This window comes from Pseudomonas sp. HD6422 (genome assembly GCF_025377065.1).
Taxonomy (GTDB): Bacteria; Pseudomonadota; Gammaproteobacteria; order Pseudomonadales; family Pseudomonadaceae; genus Aquipseudomonas; species Aquipseudomonas putida_U.
This window is the reverse complement of the sequence record NZ_JAHWIW010000047.1, coordinates 1-17,608: the sequence shown is the minus strand read 5'-3', so window position 1 is coordinate 17,608 and position 17,608 is coordinate 1. Positions and strand designations below refer to the sequence as shown.

Annotated in this window: 14 protein-coding genes; 10 read left to right on the top strand and 4 right to left on the bottom strand. The window is 65.1% G+C overall.

Annotation, left to right across the window (positions count from 1 at the left end):
• Positions 1-108 precede the first annotated feature (108 nt).
• From KY379_RS24690 to KY379_RS24645, 10 genes are all read left to right on the top strand, one after another.
• Entirely contained in the window at positions 109-1,083 is a 975-nt protein-coding gene (locus tag KY379_RS24690) for an AAA family ATPase (protein WP_261241888.1), read from the top strand.
• An 11-nt stretch (positions 1,084-1,094) separates the two neighbouring features.
• Positions 1,095-2,045, top strand: a complete 951-nt coding sequence (locus KY379_RS24685) for a DUF58 domain-containing protein (RefSeq protein WP_261241889.1) — start codon at positions 1,095-1,097, stop codon at positions 2,043-2,045.
• Complete coding sequence (locus KY379_RS24680; RefSeq protein ID WP_133327163.1) at positions 2,042-2,536, top strand: DUF4381 domain-containing protein; 495 nt, start codon at positions 2,042-2,044, stop codon at positions 2,534-2,536. Before KY379_RS24685 ends, KY379_RS24680 begins: the two co-directional genes overlap by 4 nt.
• Complete coding sequence (locus KY379_RS24675; protein ID WP_133327161.1) at positions 2,523-3,503, top strand: vWA domain-containing protein; 981 nt, start codon at positions 2,523-2,525, stop codon at positions 3,501-3,503. The genes KY379_RS24680 and KY379_RS24675 overlap by 14 nt, the downstream gene beginning before the upstream one ends.
• Entirely contained in the window at positions 3,500-5,101 is a 1,602-nt protein-coding gene (locus KY379_RS24670) for a VWA domain-containing protein (protein WP_133327160.1), read from the top strand. The genes KY379_RS24675 and KY379_RS24670 overlap by 4 nt, the downstream gene beginning before the upstream one ends.
• A complete protein-coding gene (locus KY379_RS24665) occupies positions 5,098-6,408 on the top strand; it encodes a hypothetical protein (protein ID WP_261241890.1) in 1,311 nt (436 codons plus the stop codon). The genes KY379_RS24670 and KY379_RS24665 overlap by 4 nt, the downstream gene beginning before the upstream one ends.
• Before the next feature lie 43 nt (positions 6,409-6,451).
• The gene (locus tag KY379_RS24660) at positions 6,452-7,462 is read left to right on the top strand and encodes an HAD family hydrolase (RefSeq protein WP_261241891.1); all 1,011 of its coding nucleotides are present in this window, start codon (positions 6,452-6,454) and stop codon (positions 7,460-7,462) included.
• 84 nt (positions 7,463-7,546) lie between these two features.
• Positions 7,547-9,115, top strand: coding sequence for an arylsulfatase (locus tag KY379_RS24655; RefSeq protein WP_133327154.1), 1,569 nt, complete (start codon positions 7,547-7,549; stop codon positions 9,113-9,115).
• A gap of 78 nt (positions 9,116-9,193) precedes the next feature.
• Entirely contained in the window at positions 9,194-11,722 is a 2,529-nt protein-coding gene (locus KY379_RS24650) for a fused MFS/spermidine synthase (protein ID WP_261241895.1), read from the top strand.
• A 42-nt stretch (positions 11,723-11,764) separates the two neighbouring features.
• The gene (locus KY379_RS24645) at positions 11,765-13,393 is read left to right on the top strand and encodes a mechanosensitive ion channel family protein (protein WP_261241898.1); all 1,629 of its coding nucleotides are present in this window, start codon (positions 11,765-11,767) and stop codon (positions 13,391-13,393) included.
• A gap of 7 nt (positions 13,394-13,400) precedes the next feature.
• On the opposite strand, the gene KY379_RS24640 is transcribed toward KY379_RS24645, so the two are convergent.
• The 4 genes from KY379_RS24640 to KY379_RS24625 all read right to left on the bottom strand — a co-directional run bounded on the left by KY379_RS24640 (position 13,401) and on the right by KY379_RS24625 (position 17,537).
• A complete protein-coding gene (locus KY379_RS24640) occupies positions 13,401-14,408 on the bottom strand; it encodes an AraC family transcriptional regulator (RefSeq protein ID WP_261241899.1) in 1,008 nt (335 codons plus the stop codon).
• 72 nt (positions 14,409-14,480) lie between these two features.
• Entirely contained in the window at positions 14,481-15,149 is a 669-nt protein-coding gene (locus KY379_RS24635; protein WP_261241900.1) for a DUF3313 domain-containing protein, read from the bottom strand.
• A gap of 355 nt (positions 15,150-15,504) precedes the next feature.
• Positions 15,505-16,668, bottom strand: coding sequence for an AAA family ATPase (locus tag KY379_RS24630; protein ID WP_261241901.1), 1,164 nt, complete (start codon positions 16,666-16,668; stop codon positions 15,505-15,507).
• Positions 16,669-16,766: 98 nt separating this feature from the next.
• Complete coding sequence (locus KY379_RS24625; RefSeq protein ID WP_261241903.1) at positions 16,767-17,537, bottom strand: SDR family NAD(P)-dependent oxidoreductase; 771 nt, start codon at positions 17,535-17,537, stop codon at positions 16,767-16,769.
• Positions 17,538-17,608 lie beyond the last annotated feature (71 nt).

Sequence of the window (17,608 nt, the reverse complement as noted above, 5' to 3'; positions counted from 1 at the left end):
ACGTATCTTAGCATCGAACCTCCCATTCTCTCTTCACGACAGCCATTGCACCCACCCGGTGCGCGACTAGGATTTACCAGACCGGCAACCCATCCAAGGATCGCGCCTGTGAATACCCACGAATACCTCCAGGCCCTGGAAGCATCGGTCGCCGAAAAAGTTCTCGGCCAGGCCGAAACCATTCGCCATGTCCTGCTGGGCCTGCTCGCCAACGGCCATGTGCTGCTCGAAAGCCTGCCAGGACTGGCCAAAACCCGCACGGTCAAGGCCCTGGCCACACACCTCGAGGCGCAGATGCGGCGCATCCAGTTCACGCCGGACCTGCTGCCCTCGGACATCACCGGCGGCGAGATCCTGCAGCAGACAGCTGAAGGCAACAAAATCAGCTTTCAACCCGGCCCGCTGTTCGGCAACGTCATCCTCGCCGACGAAATCAACCGCGCTCCGGCCAAGGTCCAGGCGGCCTTGCTCGAAGCCATGGAAGAGCGCCAGATCACTGTGGCCGGGCAAAGCTACCCGATGCCCGGGCTGTTCATGGTGCTGGCTACCCAGAACCCGATCGAGCAAGAGGGCACCTACCCTCTGCCCGAAGCGCAGATGGACCGCTTCTTGATGAAGCTGCAACTCGACTACCCGCGCCCTGAGGACGAAACCCAGGTGTTGCGTCTGGTGCGGGAAGAGGACCAGGCCAGCCACGAGGCAGCCGCACAACCGGCGCGGCTGGCACAGCAGGTGATTTTCGACGCCCGCCGCGAGGTGGCGCAGGTGCATGTGTCCGAGGCCATCGACCGCTACCTGATCGACCTGGTCAACGCCACGCGGCACCCGGATGACTACGACCCTGACCTGGCGCGCTGGATCAGGATCGGTGCCAGCCCGCGTGGCGGCATCAGCCTTGACCGGGTGTCGCGCGCCCACGCCTGGCTGCAAGGCCAGGATTTCGTGTCGCCCGACAACGTGCGTGCGGTGGTGCATCCGGTGCTGCGCCACCGCTTGCAGCTTTCCTACGACGCGGTCACCGATGGAGTGGTTGCCGACCAGGTCATCGATCGGTTGCTGGATAAGGTGGCGATTCCCGCCTGACGGACATGCCTATGGATTCCAACAAGGTAGTTGCAGACGGCTTCGTGTATGCCTCGCTCGCCGAGCTCATGGCGTTGGAGGCGCGTGCTCGGGGCCTGAGCTTCGTGGCCCGCCAGCCGCTGTCGAGCATCCTCTCCGGCAACCACGCCTCGCGCCTGCGCGGGCGTGGGTTGAGTTTTGACGAGCTGCGCCATTACCTGCCCGGCGACGACTTGCGCCACCTCGACTGGCGGGCATCACTGCGCTATGGCAAACCGTTCGTGCGCACCTTCACCGAGGAGCGCGACCGGCCCACCCTGGTGTTGGTGGATCAGCGCATGAGCATGTACTTCGGCTCCCGGCGCTACTTCAAATCGGTCAGCGCCGCGCAGCTGGCGGCGATCTGTGCCTGGATGGCCTTACATGCCGGTGACCGCGTGGGCGGCATGGTCTTTGACGGCCGGCAGGTGCAGTATGTTCGACCGCTGCGCAGCCGGGCGCGGGTCGAGGCGTTGTGCAGTGCGGTGATCAAGGCCAACCACCGGTTGTCCGCCTATACCGCCGACCAGGAAAACGATGCCCAGCTGGACAAGGTGCTGCGCAGCTGCGCTGCCAGTGCCGGTCACGACCACCTGATCTGCATCATCAGCGATTTTGCCGGCATCACGCCCGAGACCTTGCCGTTGTTGCGCCAGCTGAGCCAGCACAATGATGTGATCGCGATTCAGGTGTTCGACCCGATCGCCCTGCAGGTGCCGGACAAGGGCCGCCTGAACGTCACCCAGGGCTCTGTGCAGGTGGAGCTGGAGGTTGGCCAGCGGCGGATCAACCAACCCTTGGGCGAATTTCTGGCCGGGCGCTTGCAAGATGTGGCCGACCTGCTGCGCCGCAGCCAGGTTCCGCTGATGTTGATCAGCACCGGCGACGACAGCCTTGACCAGTTGCGTCGTGAGCTGGGTCGCCTGGCCCAGGTGCCCCGATGAACACTGCGCCGTCCATCGACCAGCTTCGCGAACTGACTCCCGGAGTGCCGCCGTTCAGCTATCTGCCGCAGACCTGGGCCTGGTTGGCACTCGCCATTTTGCTGCTAGCGCTGGTCAGCCTGTGGGCGGCGTTGCGCTGGCGCCAGTGGCGGCGTGACCAATACCGGCGCGAGGCGCTGGCCCGGCTCGATGCGCTGGCCGCGAGCCAGGGTGAACAGCGCCTGGCTGCCCTGCGCGAGCTGCCCGAACTGCTCAAGCGCGTGGCCTTGTCGATGCCGGCTGCGCCTACGGCGGCCAGCCTGTCCGGTGCGTCCTGGCAAGCCTTTCTTGACCTGCGCGCGCCCCAGCCGTTGCCGGCCAACTTCGCCGATGCCCTGCACACGCTGGCCTATGCCCCCGATGCCGCCGTGCGGGCACTGGATGCGCAGCAGGCGAGCGCGCTGTTCAGTGCCAGTCGCCGCTGGATCGAGGGGCACCATGTGGCAGTTTGATTACCCCTGGGCGTTTCTGCTGCTGCCGCTGGCGTGGCTGGCTTATCGGTTACTGGCCCCGTACCAGGAAGGCCGCAGCGCCTTGCGCGTGCCGTTTTTCGCGGCCATGAGCCGCGCCGTCGGCAAGCAGCCGGGGCAGGCCAGTGTGGGTGGCGGGCGTGCGCAACTGCTGCTCAATGTGCTGGTGTGGTGTTTGCTGGTGGCCGCCTGTGCCCGGCCGGTGCTGGTGGAAAAACCCATCCAGCGTGTACAACCGATCCGCGACCTGATGCTGGCCATCGACATCTCCCAGTCGATGGAGGCCACTGACTACAGCAATGCAGACGGCCAGAAGACCGACCGCCTGAGCGTGGTCAAGGCGGTGGTGCGTGACTTCATTGCCCGGCGCAAAGACGACCGCATCGGCTTGATCGTGTTCGGCACCGGCGCATATCCCCAGGCGCCGCTTACCCTCGATCATGCCAGCCTGTTGCTGCTGCTCGATGAGGTCGGTATCGGCATGGCCGGACCCAACACCGCGCTGGGCGATGCCATTGGCCTGACCATCAAAGCTCTGGAAAACACCAAGGAGCAGGAAAAAGTACTGATCCTGCTGACCGACGGCAACGACACCAGCAGCGCAATCACCCCCGAACATGCAGCCCACTTGGCTCAGGCCAACGGCGTCGTGGTACATACCATCGGTATCGGCGACCCGCAGAGCACCGGCGATGCCAAGGTCGACCTCGCCACCTTGCAGGCCATCTCCCGCACCACAGGCGGCCAGTTCTTCCGTGCCGGCGACCGCCAGGCGCTGCAACAGGTGTACGCCACCCTTGACCGGCTGACGCCGCACAAGGTGCAGACGTACAGCCATCAGCCCAAGCGCGACCTGTTCGTGTGGCCGTTGGGTGCGGCGGCTGTTGCGTTGCTGGCGAGCCACCTGTTGGCGCTGGCGTGGGCACGACGCCCGGGGGTCAAGGCATGACCATCGACCTGGCCGCTTTCCATTTCCTGCGCCCGTGGTGGCTGCTGCTGATCTTGCCCGGCGTGCTGCTGCCGTTACTGTGGCTGCGCCGCCACGACCTGCGGCGGCAATTGAACGGCGTCATCGCCCCGCACCTGGTGCAGCACTTGATGATCACCCCGGCGGACCCACGTCGCCTGCGCCCGGTGCACGGGCTGGGAGCCATGCTGGTGCTGGCGGCACTGGCTGCCGCCGGGCCGACCTGGCAGCAGGACACGCCGGACTTTCTCGATGACCGCGCGCCGCTGATTCTGGCGCTCGACCTGTCGCCTTCGATGGATGCCGACGATGTACCGCCCAGCCGCCTGGCTGCCGCACGCCACACCCTGCACGACTTGGTGATGCGCCGTGGCGGGGCGCGCACTGGGCTGATCGCTTACGCCGGCAGTGCCCATCTGGTGCTGCCGACAACGGAGGACCCTGGTCTGCTCGACACCTTCATCCAGGCATTGAGCACTGACCTGATGAGCACGCCCGGTAAGGATGTACTGGGCGTAATCGATCAGGCGCTCAAACTGCTGGATGCGGAAAAGACCCCAGGCACCTTGGTACTGCTGACCGACGGCGCCGACCCCAGCCAGTTCGACGCCATCGATAAGCGCCTGGGCGGCACGCCGCTGCAGGTGCTGGTGCTGGCGGTCGGCAGCCAGTCCACCGGCCCGCTACGCTCCGCCCAGGGCATGCCCCGGCTCGACGCCGAAGGCCGGCCTGTACAGGGCGATTTCGACGAGCAAGGCCTCAAGGGCTTGGCCAAGGCCGCCAGCGCACCTTTGGGCAGCCTTACACTGGGCGACGATGACCTGGATTGGGTCGAGTTGCACGCCCAGCGCCACTTCAAGGCCGCCAGCGCCGATGGCGGGCAGGTGCACTGGAAGGATGCCGGCTACTGGCTGTGCTGGCCGCTGCTGCTGATCGGCCTCTTCAGCGTGCGTCGCGGCTGGCGGGTGAACTGGTTACCCGGCCTGCTGCTGGCGTTGCTGCTGGGGAGCGGGGCTGAGCCTGCTCGTGCCGGCATTCTGCTCGATGCCTTCTTCACTGCTGATCAGCAAGGGCGCTGGGCGTTCGAGCACGGTCACTACCCACAGGCCGCCGCGCACTTTCACGATCCTTACTGGAAAGGCGTCGCGGCCTACCAGGCCGCGGATTTCCAGGCAGCGCTGGCCATTCTGGGCAAGCTGGACACGGCACCTGCCTGGTTCTACCAAGGCAATAGCTACGTGCGGCTGTTCAAGTTCGACCCGGCCATAGCGGCCTACCAGCAGGCGTTGCGCCTGCAGCCGGACTTTGCTGAAGCCAAGGCCAACCTGGCGTTGGCGCAAGCGTTGCAAAAGGATTACGAGGATCAGCAAAAAGCCGGCACGCCCGACGAGAAAGCCGACAAGGTGGTCGAAGACCAGACACCGACCGTGGGCGGACAGCAACAGCAGCAGAAGACGCCACAGGCGGCGTCCGACCAGGTGTGGTTGAACAACCTGACCACGTCGCCAGCGCAGTTTCTCAAGCGCAAGTTCTCGATTCAGCAGTCCGCACGGCAAACGGCCGCCCCGGAGGCGCCATGACACGCCTTGCCGTGCTGTTGCTCGCCTGCCTGGCCGGGTTGGCCGGGGCTGCCGAACCCGAAGTGCGGGTGCAGGCGCGCCTCGTGCCGGACAGCGCGATCATGGTGGGGGGCACGGTCAACCTGGAGGTGGACCTGTTGGTCGACACTTGGTTCACCGCACCGCCCGAGTTGCCGGTGCTGCAGTTGCCCGGTGCTGTGGTCGGCCCGCCCGGTGGCGAGGCTCGGCACCTGAACCAGCAGATCGATGGCAAAACCTTCTTTGGCCTGCGCTACAGCTACCAGATCACCCCAACGGTGGCCCAGCCGTTCAGTATCCCGACGCTGACGTTCCGTGTGCACCCGGGCCAGGGCACGGGAGCGCAGACGGTACGAAGCCCGCCCTTGTCGTTCACGGTGAGGGGCGGCGCTGGCAACGGCGGCGAGCAACGGCTGGTCGCGCAGGCGGTGGAGGTCAGCCAGACCGTGGAGCGTTCGCACACGCCTTTGCGCGCAGGCGACAGCCTTACCCGCAAGGTGTACATCATCGCTCGGGGTGGCCAGGCAATGCTCATTCCGCCTCCGACCCTTGCCCAGGTCAAGGGGCTAAAGCGCTACGTGCAGACGCCCAGCGTGACACCGTTGAGTGACGGGCGCGGAGGCACACTGGGCGGCCAGCGCGAGGACAGCGTCACTTATGTTGTGGGTGAAGCAGGCCGCTACCAGCTGCCAGCCATCGACGTGCGCTGGTGGGACGCCACCACTGGCCAGGCGCGCACGGCCTCGGTGCCCGCCGTGGACCTAGAAGCAGGCGAGGGCAGCTACCAGGAGCCGTTCTCCCTGCGCGAAGACTTGCGCGCGCTGGGCCAGGGCGCACAGGTCAGCATCGCCAGCCATGGCGTGCTGCTGGCATTGCTGGTGTTGCTGCTGGCGGGGCTGGCCTGGGCCGCACGCTCCTGGGGGCTGGCCGGCTGGCAGTGGCTGCGGCGCTGGCAGGCACGCCACCACCGGGCCTGGCTGGAATCACCCGGTTACGCCTGGCGCCAGGCCCGGCAGCAGTGTGCCCGCGAGCCGGCGCGGCTGGACGCCATGTACCGGTGGCTGCGGAGAGCCACCGGGCAGCGCACGCTGTCGTCAAGTGAACATCTCGGCGACAGGCAGAGTGAGGGAGCTTTGCTAGCCTTCTTGCAGGGTTTTTATGCCGCAGGACCCGCCCAGCGGCCCCCTGCCGATGCCCGCTGGCAGGCATTGCAAAACCTGCGACAGCGAGTCGAGGCGCAGCCACCCAAGTCACAGGGCAAGCACGCACTCAAGCAACTGAATCCCTGATCGAACACGGTCAGGCCGGCAACTTCAGCAAGGATGGTTGACCATGCGCCATACCCCGGTTGGCACGGCTGTCGCGCGCACATTGCTGTGTGTGCTACTGATTGTTCCGGCGCTGCAGGCACTGGCGACCGAGCCCATGGCGTCCTGGCGGGAGGGCCAGTCGCGCCAGGCCATCGAGGCATTCGTCAGCGCCATAACTCAAGAGGGAGGCACCGATTACATCGCCCCAGCCGAGCGCATCGCGGTGTTTGACAACGACGGCACGCTGTGGAGCGAGCAGCCGATGTATTTCGAAGTGCTGTTCGCCATGGACGAAATCAAGCGCCTGGCCCCGCAACATCCGCAGTGGCGTGAGCAGCAACCGTTCAAGGCGGTGCTGGAGAACGATCACCAGGCGCTGGCTGCCCAAGGCATGGACGGCATGATGAAAATCGTGGTGGCCACCCACGCGGGCATGAGCAGCGAAGACTTCATTGCCCGCAGCCGCAGCTGGCTGGCCAGCGCCCGTCACCCGCGCACCGGCAAGCCGTACACCGAAATGGTCTTTCAGCCGATGTTGGAGTTGCTGGCGTACCTGCGTAACAACGGCTTCAAGACCTACATTGTCTCTGGCGGGGAGGTCGCATTCATGCGTGCCTTTGCCGAAGAGGTGTATGGCATCCCCCCGGAACAGGTGATCGGCACCACCCTGAATGCAGCGTTCCAGGACAAGCAAGGCGCATTGAGCATCCAGCGCCTGCCCGAGCTCGTGCACAACGACGATGGCCCAGGCAAACCGGTCAGCATCGATTCGATCATCGGCCGTCGGCCCGTGCTGGCCTTTGGTAACTCTGACGGCGACCTGCAGATGCTGCAGTGGACCACGGCCGGCAAAGGCAAACGCTTTGCCGGGCTGGTACACCACACCGACGCCCAGCGCGAGTGGGCTTATGACCGCAACAGCTCGGTGGGCCGGCTCGACAAGGCGCTTGACCAGGCCCGGACCAAGGGTTGGACCGTGGTCGACATGGCCAACGAATGGCGCCGGGTGTACCCCTTTGAAACACCGCAGTGATTCAAAAACCAGCCGCAGGCGCACGGTAGTTTCCGTGCCAGCAGTCGTGGACGACAGCAGTGACGTGAAACGGAGAGCGTAGCTATGAAGTCCAGCAGAACGTGGTTGTCGGCGGCTGCCCTTGCAGCCTCGGCAACGTTGGCGATGGGAATGGCCAGTGCGGCGGACAAGCCGAACATTCTGGTCATCTTCGGAGACGACATCGGTCAGACCAACATCAGCGCCTACGGCAAGGGCGTGGTCGGCTACCAGACGCCGAACATCGACCGCATCGCCAAGGAAGGCATGATGTTCACCGACTATTACGCCGAAAACAGCTGCACGGCGGGGCGGTCCACCTTCATCACCGGCCAGTCGGCGCTGCGCACCGGGTTGTCCAAGGTCGGTATGCCCGGTGTGCCGGTGGGCCTTCAGGCACGCGACGTCACCATCGCCCAGGCCCTCAAGGCACAGGGCTATGCCACCGGCCAGTTCGGCAAGAACCACCTGGGCGACCGCGACGAGTACCTGCCGACCAATCATGGTTTCGATGAGTTCTTCGGCAACCTGTATCACCTCAATGCCGAAGAGGAGCCGGAGCGTCCGTTCTGGCCCAAGGATGACCAGGAATTCGTCAAGGCTGCATCGCCACGCGGCGTTATCAAGTCCAGCGCCGACGGCAAGATCGAGGATACCGGTGCACTGACCAAGAAGCGCATGGAAACCATCGACGACGAAACCACCCAGGCGGCGATCAACTTCATAGACAAGCAGGTCAAGGCCGACAAACCGTTCTTCGTGTGGATGAACACCACGCGCATGCATGCCTTCACCCATGTGCGCGAGTCCATGCAAGGCCAGAGCGGTATGGTTGGGAACGAGTACGCTGACGGTATGCTCGAGCACGATGGTGATGTAGGCAAGCTGCTGAAGACATTGGATGACCTCAAGGTCACCGACAACACCATCGTCGTCTACACGACCGACAATGGGCCTAATCAATGGTCCTGGCCGGACGCGGCGACCACGCCGTTCCGTAATGAGAAGAACTCGAACTGGGAAGGTGCCTTCCGCGTACCTGCAATCATCCGCTGGCCTGGCAAGATCAAGGCCGATACGATCAATACGCAGATGATTTCTGGCCTCGACTGGTTCCCGACGCTGCTCGCCGCGGTGGGCGATACAGACATCAAGGAGCGCCTGTTGAAGGGGGCTGATCTGGGGGGCAAGAACTTCAAAGTTCATCTCGATGGATACAATCAGCTGGACATGTTGACCGGCAAGACCGATAAGAGCGCGCGTAAAGAGTTCTATTATTTCAGCGATGACGGTGACCTGGTCGGCATGCGCTATGACGACTGGAAGCTGGTGTTCTGTGAGCAACGTGCCCCAGGCGGATTGAAGGTCTGGAGTGAGCCATTCACCTGCTTGCGGGTGCCCAAGCTGTTCAACCTGCGCATGGACCCTTACGAACGCGCCGACGTCGTGTCGGACCAGTACTATGATTGGCTCACCAAGAATGATTTCCTGATTTTCAATGGTGTCCGCAAAGCAGCTGCTTTCCTGCAGACCTTCGTCGACTACCCGCCGAGCCAGCGCCCGGCCAGCTTCAGCATCGACCAGATCCGTGCTGACGTGGACAAGAAGATCGAGGCGAAGATGAACAAGCAGTGAGATTCACCGTAGTGCCATGACGGCAGGAGCGGGCTGACCCGCTCCTGCTCTTCACCTGTACCGGACAAGGCGTTCCCCATGGCATCACCTGCAGCAACCTCCGCCATTACCCGTGAACGTCACCTGCAGTCCCGTTTGCTGCTGGCCATGCCAGCTTCGCTACTGTTTCTCTCGGGGACGGCCGGGCTGGTCTACCAGGTGCTATGGATCAAACAGCTGTCGTTGGTGGTGGGCGTGGAAGGGCACGCCGTGGCCACCGGCATCAGCGCCTTCTTCGCCGGGCTGGCCTTCGGCGGCCTGTGGCTCGGCCGCTGGGCCGACCGCCTGAGCCGCCCACTGCGCTTGTATGTGTCGCTGGAACTGGCCGTCGCGTTCCTCGGGCTGGGCGCCACCCTGAGTCTGGCCCACGCCGCCGGGCCGTTCGCTCGCCTGGAGGCCAGTGTAGGCTTGCTGGCCTGGGCGTTGCCGTTCGCGTTGGTGGGCCTGCCGGCATTTCTCATGGGCGGCACGCTGCCGGTGCTGGTGCGAGCGCAGGCCCCCGTCAGCGGGCAGTTGGCGGAGGCAGGAGGGCGCTTGTACGCGGCCAACACCGCCGGGGCCATCGCCGGTACCCTGCTGGCGGCCTTCGTATTGTTACCACGCCTGGGCGTCACCGGCAGCGCCTGCGTCGCCGCCAGCCTGAACCTGCTGGCGGCCCTCGGCGCCTGGCTGCTCCGCGGTCGCGACACGACCTTGCCGGCGCCTGCCCGACCAGCGCCCGCCCCGCGTTCGGCCCAGGCACGTCTGGCTGTTGGCCTGTACTGCCTGGCCGGGGGGGTGGCGTTGGGTTACGAGGTGGTGTGGAGCCAGTCCATCGTGCCGTTCATGAGCACCCGTGCCTTCGCCTTCGCCGTGGTGCTGGCCACCTACCTCAGCGGGCTGCTCGCCGGCAGTTGGCTGTATGCCCGGCGCGCCGAGCGCATTCGCGATCCCTGGGGGCTGTTCGGCCTGTTGATTGCCGTTGCCGGGCTGCTCGCGCTATTACAGCTGGCGGGGCTGGGGCGCTGGCTGGTGCTGGCTCAGACCCAGGCCGAGTTGCTGGTCGTGCAGGTGACCGGCAGCGCACTGGCGGGCATGTCCGCGCGTTTCGCGGTCGCGGCCCTGTGCATGGTCTTCGTGCCCACCACATTGCTTGGCGCCGCGTTCCCGCTGGCCCTGCGTCTGGTGGTGGACAGCGGCCATGTGGGCCGGGACGTGGGCACGGTGGTAGCGCTCAATACTCTCGGAGGTATCGCCGGCGTGCTGCTCACAGGCTTCGTCCTGGTGCCGCAGGTTGGCCTGGTACGTGCCTTGGCGATACTTACTGGGCTGGCTGCCGGCGTGGGAATGGTGGCGGTCTGGCGGGGTCAAGGGGTGCGCCGCCCGGCTACGCTTGGCGTGGCAGCGGTGGCACTGGCGACGCTGCTGCTGGCGCTGGTGACCCCGCCGCAGCGCCTGGCCGAACTGCTGCCTGGAGCGCGCAATGGGCAGCTCGCCTATTACCACGAAGGCAAGGGCGGCACCGTGGCGGTGGTGACCCAGGGACGAGAAGGGCGGACCTTCAGCCGTTTGTACATCCAGGGGGTGTCCAACACCGGCGATGCCATGCCGTCATTGCGCTACATGCGCCTGCAGGCTTTGCTGCCGCTGCTGATCCACAGCGGCGAACCGCGCTCGGCATTGGTGATCGGCTTTGGTACCGGCATCACCGCTGGGGCCATGCTGCGTTATCCCGGCCTGGAGCGTCCGGTGGTGGCCGAGCTGCTGGCCGACGTGCTGGCGGCCGCGCCGCACTTCATAGGCAACTATGCAGCCGTTGACGACCCGCGACTGGACATTCGGCTGCGCGATGGGCGCCGGGAATTGCTGCGCAGCGAGCAACGCTACGACCTGATCACCCTGGAGCCGCCACCGCCTTCTGCCGCCGGCGTGGTCAACCTCTATTCACGCGACTTCTACCAACTGGCCGCTGCCCGTTTGCAACCGGCGGGCCTGGTGGCGCAGTGGCTGCCGCTACCGACCCAGAACGACGAAGAAAGCCGTTCGCTGGTGCGCAGCTTCATCGATGTGTTTCCCCACGCCACGCTGTGGACCACGGAGTTTCACGAGATGCTGCTGATCGGCTCGTTGCAGCCGATGCCGCTGGATGTGGCGCGGATCCGCCAGCGCCTGGCGCATGGCCCAGTGGCCGAAGCGCTGGCCGAGGTCGGCATCGCTTCGCCCCAGGCGTTGCTGGCGACCTGGATCACCGACCGCTCCGGGCTTGAGCGTTATGCCGCCGACGCCTTGCCGGTGACCGACGATCAGCCGCGCATCGAGTACGCGCCCTGGGTGCGCCCACGGGAGATCACCCGGGTACTGCCTGCCTTGCTGGCCCTGCGCAAGGCCCCGCCGCTGCAAGGCGCCGATGCGGGCTTCGCCAGTGCGGTGAATGACCAGTGGCGCAGTCTGGCAGCGTTCTACAGCCTCAGCCTGCATGCCTACAACGGCAACCGCCAGGCCTGGGCCAGAGAGGCTTCGGCGTTGGCCCGCAGCGACGGAGACAACCCCTACTATCGCTGGTTCCTGGGGCTCGGCGCCGGCCAGTGAAGTCTGTGCTATCACTAAAGACTGTCGGCCTGGGAGCCTGCGATGAACCGCCTGTTGACTGTGCTGCTGGTGCTATGTGCCTTGCTGCCGCTGGTGGGGCAGGGCAAGGAGGTGGTGGGTAGCGCCACCGAGGGCGTGCCGGGCGAGCCGGCGGAGCTGCGTATCGCCAACCGGACCATTTTCACCTTCCACGCCACGCTGCTCGGCGAGACCCCCACTGCCCGCGCGCAGCGCGCCACGGCAGTGATCGAGGAAACCCTGCGTGGGACCGACGAGCTGCCGGTGCGGGTCGACCGCATTCTCAACAGCCACCTGGTCTTGCTCGGCGGACGACGCGCGTTCATCGTCGCGCCCCAGGATCTGGGTGTGCAGGGCGGTGACACCCGCGAGGCGGCCGAGCTGGCCGCGGCCAATCTGCGTCAGGTGGTCGATGAAACCGGCGAGGCGCGCAGCGTGCGTTTCCTGCTCAAGGCGCTGGGCTATTCCGCCCTCGCAACGCTGCTGTTCGTGGTCGTGATCAAAGGCGCCAACCTGGGCCGGCGCAAGCTGCGCGGACGCCTGCCGCTGCTGATGCGGGAGCGCGCCCGGCAGATCAAAGTCGGCCAGTTGCCCCTATTCGACATGCAGTACGTGTACTTCCTCATCGACCGTCTGCTGCGCTTGACGTACTGGGTGATCGTGGCACTGCTCAGCTACCAGTGGCTGAGCTTCGTGCTGTCACAGTTCCCCTATACCCGGCCATGGGGCGAAAGCCTCAACCTGTATCTGCTCGATCTGCTGCGCTACCTGCTCGACGGCATCTTGCAGGCCGTTCCGGGTATCGTCGTGGCCGTGATGATCTTCTTCATCGCCCGCGGCATCAGCGCCTTCAGCAAGCGTCTGCTCGAACGCCTGGCCCGCCCCGGAACGCTGAAGTGGCTGACCGAAGAAACTTTGCAGCCCACCACCCGATTGACTTCGCTGGGGATATGGCTGTTCGCTCTGGTCATGGCATACCCCTACCTGCCAGGCTCCGGCACCGATGCCTTCAAAGGGCTGTCGGTGCTGCTCGGCCTGATGATCTCGCTGGGCGCTTCCAGCGTGGTCGGGCAGGCCGCGGCGGGACTCATCCTGACCTATTCGCGCACGCTCAAGGCCGGCGAATACGTGCGGGTGGGCGACAACGAAGGCACGGTGACCGAGGTCGGCATGTTCAACACCACCATTCGCACCGGCCTTGGCGAGGTGCTGACCTTGCCCAACTCGATGATCACCGGCTCGGTCACCCGCAACTACTCGCGTGCGGTGCAAGGCCGGGGCTACATCGTCGACACGGTGGTCACCATCGGCTATGACACACCTTGGCGGCAGGTCGAAGCGATGCTGGTGGAGGCGGCGCAGCGTACCGAGGGCATTCTTGCCAACCCGAGTCCGCAGGTGTTCCAGACCGGACTGTCGGACTTCTACCCCGAGTACCGTCTGGTGGCCCAGGCGGTGCCCAGCGAACCACGGCCACGGGCGGAGTTGCTGAGCCTGTTGCACGCCAATATCCAGGATGTCTTCAACGAATACGGCGTGCAGATCATGTCGCCGCACTATCTGGCCGACCCGCCCCAGGAAAAATGGGTGCCCCGCGAGCGCTGGTTCGCCGCACCGGCGCGCCCGCCCGGAGACGGCGGCGAGGTGTGCTGAGCGCGGGTTACCGCAGCGCGATGCCAGGAGCACCGAATTGGCGCCGATGTTCCAGCGGCGTCATGGCGAACCAGCGCAGATGCGCGCGGCAGAATGAAGTGGTACGGCGATAGCCCAGCTCGTTGGCGATCTGCCCCACACTCAGCGTGGTCTCACGCAGCATTCGCTGTGCCTGATGGCGACGAATGGCGTCCAGGTGCACCTCGAATTCGATGCCCTCGCCGGCCAGGCGCCGTTGCAGGGTACGCGGGTTCATCTGCAAGGCCAGGGCCACCTGCTCCAGGGTGCAGCGCTGGGTGGGCAGCAGCATCTGGATTCTGGCTTCGACCGCCGCCAGCAGATTACCGCTGGGGATGAGCCGGTTGTCCAGGAACTGGCGAACGATGGCATGCAGGTCGCTGTCCTGCTGCACGCAGGCTTCCTGGAGCACATCGACAGGCATTACCAGGCCGTCGTGCGGCTGGTCGAACAGCACCGGGCAGCCGAAGTACCGGGCATAGCCCGAGTCATTGCCCAACGGCGCGTGACGCAGACTGACAGCGCGGGGAAACAGGGGGGTGCCGCGTAGCTCGCCGATCAGCAGCTGCGCGCCGTGTACCGCCATCTCGAGCAAGTGCGGCGTCGATTGGGCGGTGGACTGACGCTGATCGAAATACAGGGTGGCATAGTCGGCGCGTTGCTCCAGACGGAACAAGAACGTTGGGGAGTGATGGTGCATGTAGCGAATCACCGCGATCAACGCCCGGCCCACGGTGGGGGCGGAGTTGGCCAGATGGCGCAGCGGGCCCACCAGGGTCGAGTCTGGGCGCAGCGCCTGTTGCAGGCCAAATCGCGGCAGGCTCAGGGGGAGCACGCCGTACTCGAACAACCGCGCTGGGTTGAGGGTAGGCAATGCCGCGGCAGGGTTGCCGAACAGGTTCAGGTCGAACGATCGACGGAACTGAGCGTTGCGAGTGTTGGGCTCGATCGGTGCTTGGCCAAATTGCAGCACAGTATTGCCGCGAATGCTGTCCATGGAATCGCGCCTCGATAGGTGCGGGTGTGCCGGCTCACTCCGCGCCGGTCACCCGCACTGAATGGGGGTCGCCTATTTTCTCAAGGCCTGGAAGGAGCTGACCATGTCCTTGGCCCAGCCATCGAGTACCGCCTTGGCATCTTTCGCCTGCATCGTCTGGGACGAATTTTCCAGGTCCGCGCCCGCACCTTTGCGAACCACTTCGGCCACCACTTGGTTGTTGTCGCCGTCGAGGAACGCCGCCTCGGTGGCGATGCTGGTGTCCTGGTCGCGGATGCCTGTCGCTGTGCTGATACCCGCGGCGATCAGCGCGATCGGGATCACCTCATACGGGCGCAGGCCCTTGGTCTCGGCGCTCACAGCGGTAATCGCCGGGCGTACCACCAGCACGCGTGGGCCTGGGCTGCTGGCCAGTGGCAGTACTTGGGAGAAGTGATTCTTCAGGGTCTGGTCGTAGTACTGGGTAATGCCTTGCAAGGTCGCTTGTGGCACTTTCTCGGTCGGCTGCGGCTTGGGGTAGAGCTGGCTGGGTTCGATATAGACACTGGTGTAGCGCTTGGCATCGATGCCCGGTTTGATCCAGCGCATCACCGGAGCCCCCGAAGGCGACTGGTCTTCCTTGAGCAGGCTGTAGTCCTTGAGAAAGCCCGAGTACTGGTCGGACTCCACGTATTTGCTGGCGCAACCTTGCAGCATGAGCGTTGCAAGGCACAGCGATGTGGCCAATGTCCGGGTGTTCATGCAGCTTCTCCTTCCTCACGATGATCGGTCGCCATTGCCTGACATCTCAGACGCGCCAGGTGGCGCCACCGCCGGGCAATGCAAAGAGTACGACCAGGCTTCTTTTGAGCGAAGCGCTGTACCGGTTAGGGCAACTGCCAGTAGTGTTTTTACACAGTAGCAGGAGGGTAGCCCCGCTGAATTCCGGAGGCAGGTGTGGGCAATTCTCTTTTCACGACATGTCGGCAAGTTGAATGTGAAGCACACGCCGATGCTGTGAAGGAAAACTTTAGATGACACTTGTCGCCAAGCAAGCCTGGTCACTGATCGGCCGTTTCGCCACCGCGGGATCAGAACCCGTAGACCGATGCCGCGCTCAGTCCGGCCAGCGCCACAGGGGTTCGTCCAGCAAGCCGACACCGCGCAGCTGGGTTTGCCCCTGATGCTTTTGAAGCTCCAGCACATTGCAGTCGGCGCAAGCCGAAAGTGCCTCGATCAAGTGCCGACTGTGCGATACCACCCAGACCTGACTGCGCTGCGAGGCGCGAATGATCAAGCGGGCCAGCGCCGGGAGCAGGTCGGCATGCAAGCTGGTTTCCGGTTCGTTGAGCACCATCAGCGACGGCGGTCGCGGTGTCAGCAGGGCGGCCATCAACAGCAGATAGCGCAGAGTGCCGTCCGACAGTTCGGCGCCGGCCAGTGGTCGTAACAGCCCGTGCTGGTGAAGGCGCACACTGAACAAGCCGCCAGGCGGCGCATCGATTTCCAGGCGGCTGCCGGGAAAAGCGTCTTCCAGGGCCTCGTTGAGGTCTTCGACGTCGCCGATCTCGATGATGGTCTGCAACGCCGACGCGAGGTTTCGCCCATCGTGGTGCAACACCGGGGAGCGGGTTCCCAATTGCGGCTGGCGGCAGGGCGCCTCGCGGTCGATGCGAAAATGATCGTAGAAGCGCCAGCTGTTGATGAATGCCCGCAGTTCACCGATCTCCGGCGCCTGGCGCGGGCGTCCGACGATGTTGAAGAAGCTTTCGCCGCTGTCGGCGTGTTGGTCGAGTAGCGTCCAGCCCTCATCGTTCCTGGCGCGCACCACCGCCCCTTTGCGCTCCACCAGCAAAGATGAGGGGCGGTAGGCCCCAGCGCCCCAGATAGCTTCACGCTTGATCTCGGGGTCGAGCATGAAGGCACTGGGGTAGGGCAGGGGAATCGGCAGGCCGAGGGAGATGGCGAAGCCGAAATCTTCGGTGGCGAAGCCCAAGCGCAGGCGCCTGGCCTCGCTGGCCTGCTGGCCCTGGATGGGGACGTCGCCGCGGTGCATGCGCGGACTCGCCTGCGGTCCGGCCCACCAGGTCGAATCCAGTCCACCTTCACGGGCCAGCGCTTCGACCACGCCGCCTTGGGCGGTTTCGGCGAGTAGACGCAAGGCCTTGTACAAGTTGGACTTGCCGCTGCCGTTGGCGCCAGTCACCAGGTTGAGCTGGCCCAGCGGCAGCACCAGATGGTTGATCGAGCGGTAGTTGCCGATGGCGAGTGTGGTGAGCATGGGAGGGCATTCCGGCGCCGAGTGAAGCGAGCGATTGTGGCCGAACCGGGCGCGCCTCGCTACCGCTCGGCCATCAGGCTTTTCCGAAATTGCTGTGGTCACCAATCGATCGGTCGACCATCCCATCCCCAGAATCCGCCGCTGTCCGCCGGCCCGTGCCGTGCCACCAAGTCGAGGATGCACTGCGCCGCGAACGCCGGTTCGAACAGCTTGCCTTCAGGCACATTGCCCAGGAAGGGTCGGGACAGCTCTGTGTCGGTGGTCCCTGGGTGAAGTGCCAGTATCGTGGACGCCGGGTTGAGGCGTTTCAGCTCGATACTTGCGGTGTGCAGCAACTGGTTCAGCGCTGCCTTGCTGGCCCGGTAGCTGTACCAGCCGCCTAGCCGGTTGTCGCTGATCGAACCGACCCTGGCCGAGAGTGCGGCGAAGGTGCTGGGTGCCTTGCGCAGCAGGGGCAGCAGGTGCTTGAGCAGCAGGATGGGGGCGTGGGCGTTGGTCGTGAAACTGGCCTGCAGGCTGGCCAGGTCCAGCTGCAGCAGGGACTTTTCCGGTTTGGCGCCTTCCTGATGGAGTATGCCCAGGGTGCTGATGACCAGGTGCAGATGCCGGCAGGTCCTGCCCAGTTCCGCTGCCAGGTTTGCCAGGGCCGTTTCGTCACGGGCGTCACAGTCGAGCAGCGTCAGGCGGCCGGCATGCGTGCGGGCCAGGGCGGTGAGGGCATCGCAGCGCTGGGCGTTGCGTGCCACCGCCCAGACCTGGCTGACATCCTCCCTGGCCAGCAGTTCGGCGCACAGCGCCAGCCCGATGCCACGGCTGGCGCCGCAGACCAGGGCATTGGCCTGGCCTTCCAGGTTGGGTATCACGCTCATCGGTTTTCTCCGCGAGATACCCCGTACTTTAGTGCGGGGAGGGATAGCGAGGCGTGCGAACTGCGCGCCCT

What these genes read in the sequence shown, in the direction of transcription:
- KY379_RS24675 (WP_133327161.1), top strand. Translation starts at nt 2,523, where the DNA reads ATGTGGCAGTTTGATTACCCCTGGGCGTTTCTGCTGCTGCCGCTGGCG.
- KY379_RS24670 (WP_133327160.1), top strand. Translation starts at nt 3,500, where the DNA reads ATGACCATCGACCTGGCCGCTTTCCATTTCCTGCGCCCGTGGTGGCTG.
- KY379_RS24625 (WP_261241903.1), bottom strand. Translation starts at nt 17,537, where the DNA reads ATGAGCGTGATACCCAACCTGGAAGGCCAGGCCAATGCCCTGGTCTGC.
- KY379_RS24640 (WP_261241899.1), bottom strand. Translation starts at nt 14,408, where the DNA reads ATGGACAGCATTCGCGGCAATACTGTGCTGCAATTTGGCCAAGCACCG.
- KY379_RS24685 (WP_261241889.1), top strand. Translation starts at nt 1,095, where the DNA reads ATGGATTCCAACAAGGTAGTTGCAGACGGCTTCGTGTATGCCTCGCTC.
- KY379_RS24680 (WP_133327163.1), top strand. Translation starts at nt 2,042, where the DNA reads ATGAACACTGCGCCGTCCATCGACCAGCTTCGCGAACTGACTCCCGGA.
- KY379_RS24635 (WP_261241900.1), bottom strand. Translation starts at nt 15,149, where the DNA reads ATGAACACCCGGACATTGGCCACATCGCTGTGCCTTGCAACGCTCATG.
- KY379_RS24630 (WP_261241901.1), bottom strand. Translation starts at nt 16,668, where the DNA reads ATGCTCACCACACTCGCCATCGGCAACTACCGCTCGATCAACCATCTG.
- KY379_RS24645 (WP_261241898.1), top strand. Translation starts at nt 11,765, where the DNA reads ATGAACCGCCTGTTGACTGTGCTGCTGGTGCTATGTGCCTTGCTGCCG.
- KY379_RS24655 (WP_133327154.1), top strand. Translation starts at nt 7,547, where the DNA reads ATGAAGTCCAGCAGAACGTGGTTGTCGGCGGCTGCCCTTGCAGCCTCG.
- KY379_RS24660 (WP_261241891.1), top strand. Translation starts at nt 6,452, where the DNA reads ATGCGCCATACCCCGGTTGGCACGGCTGTCGCGCGCACATTGCTGTGT.
- KY379_RS24665 (WP_261241890.1), top strand. Translation starts at nt 5,098, where the DNA reads ATGACACGCCTTGCCGTGCTGTTGCTCGCCTGCCTGGCCGGGTTGGCC.
- KY379_RS24650 (WP_261241895.1), top strand. Translation starts at nt 9,194, where the DNA reads ATGGCATCACCTGCAGCAACCTCCGCCATTACCCGTGAACGTCACCTG.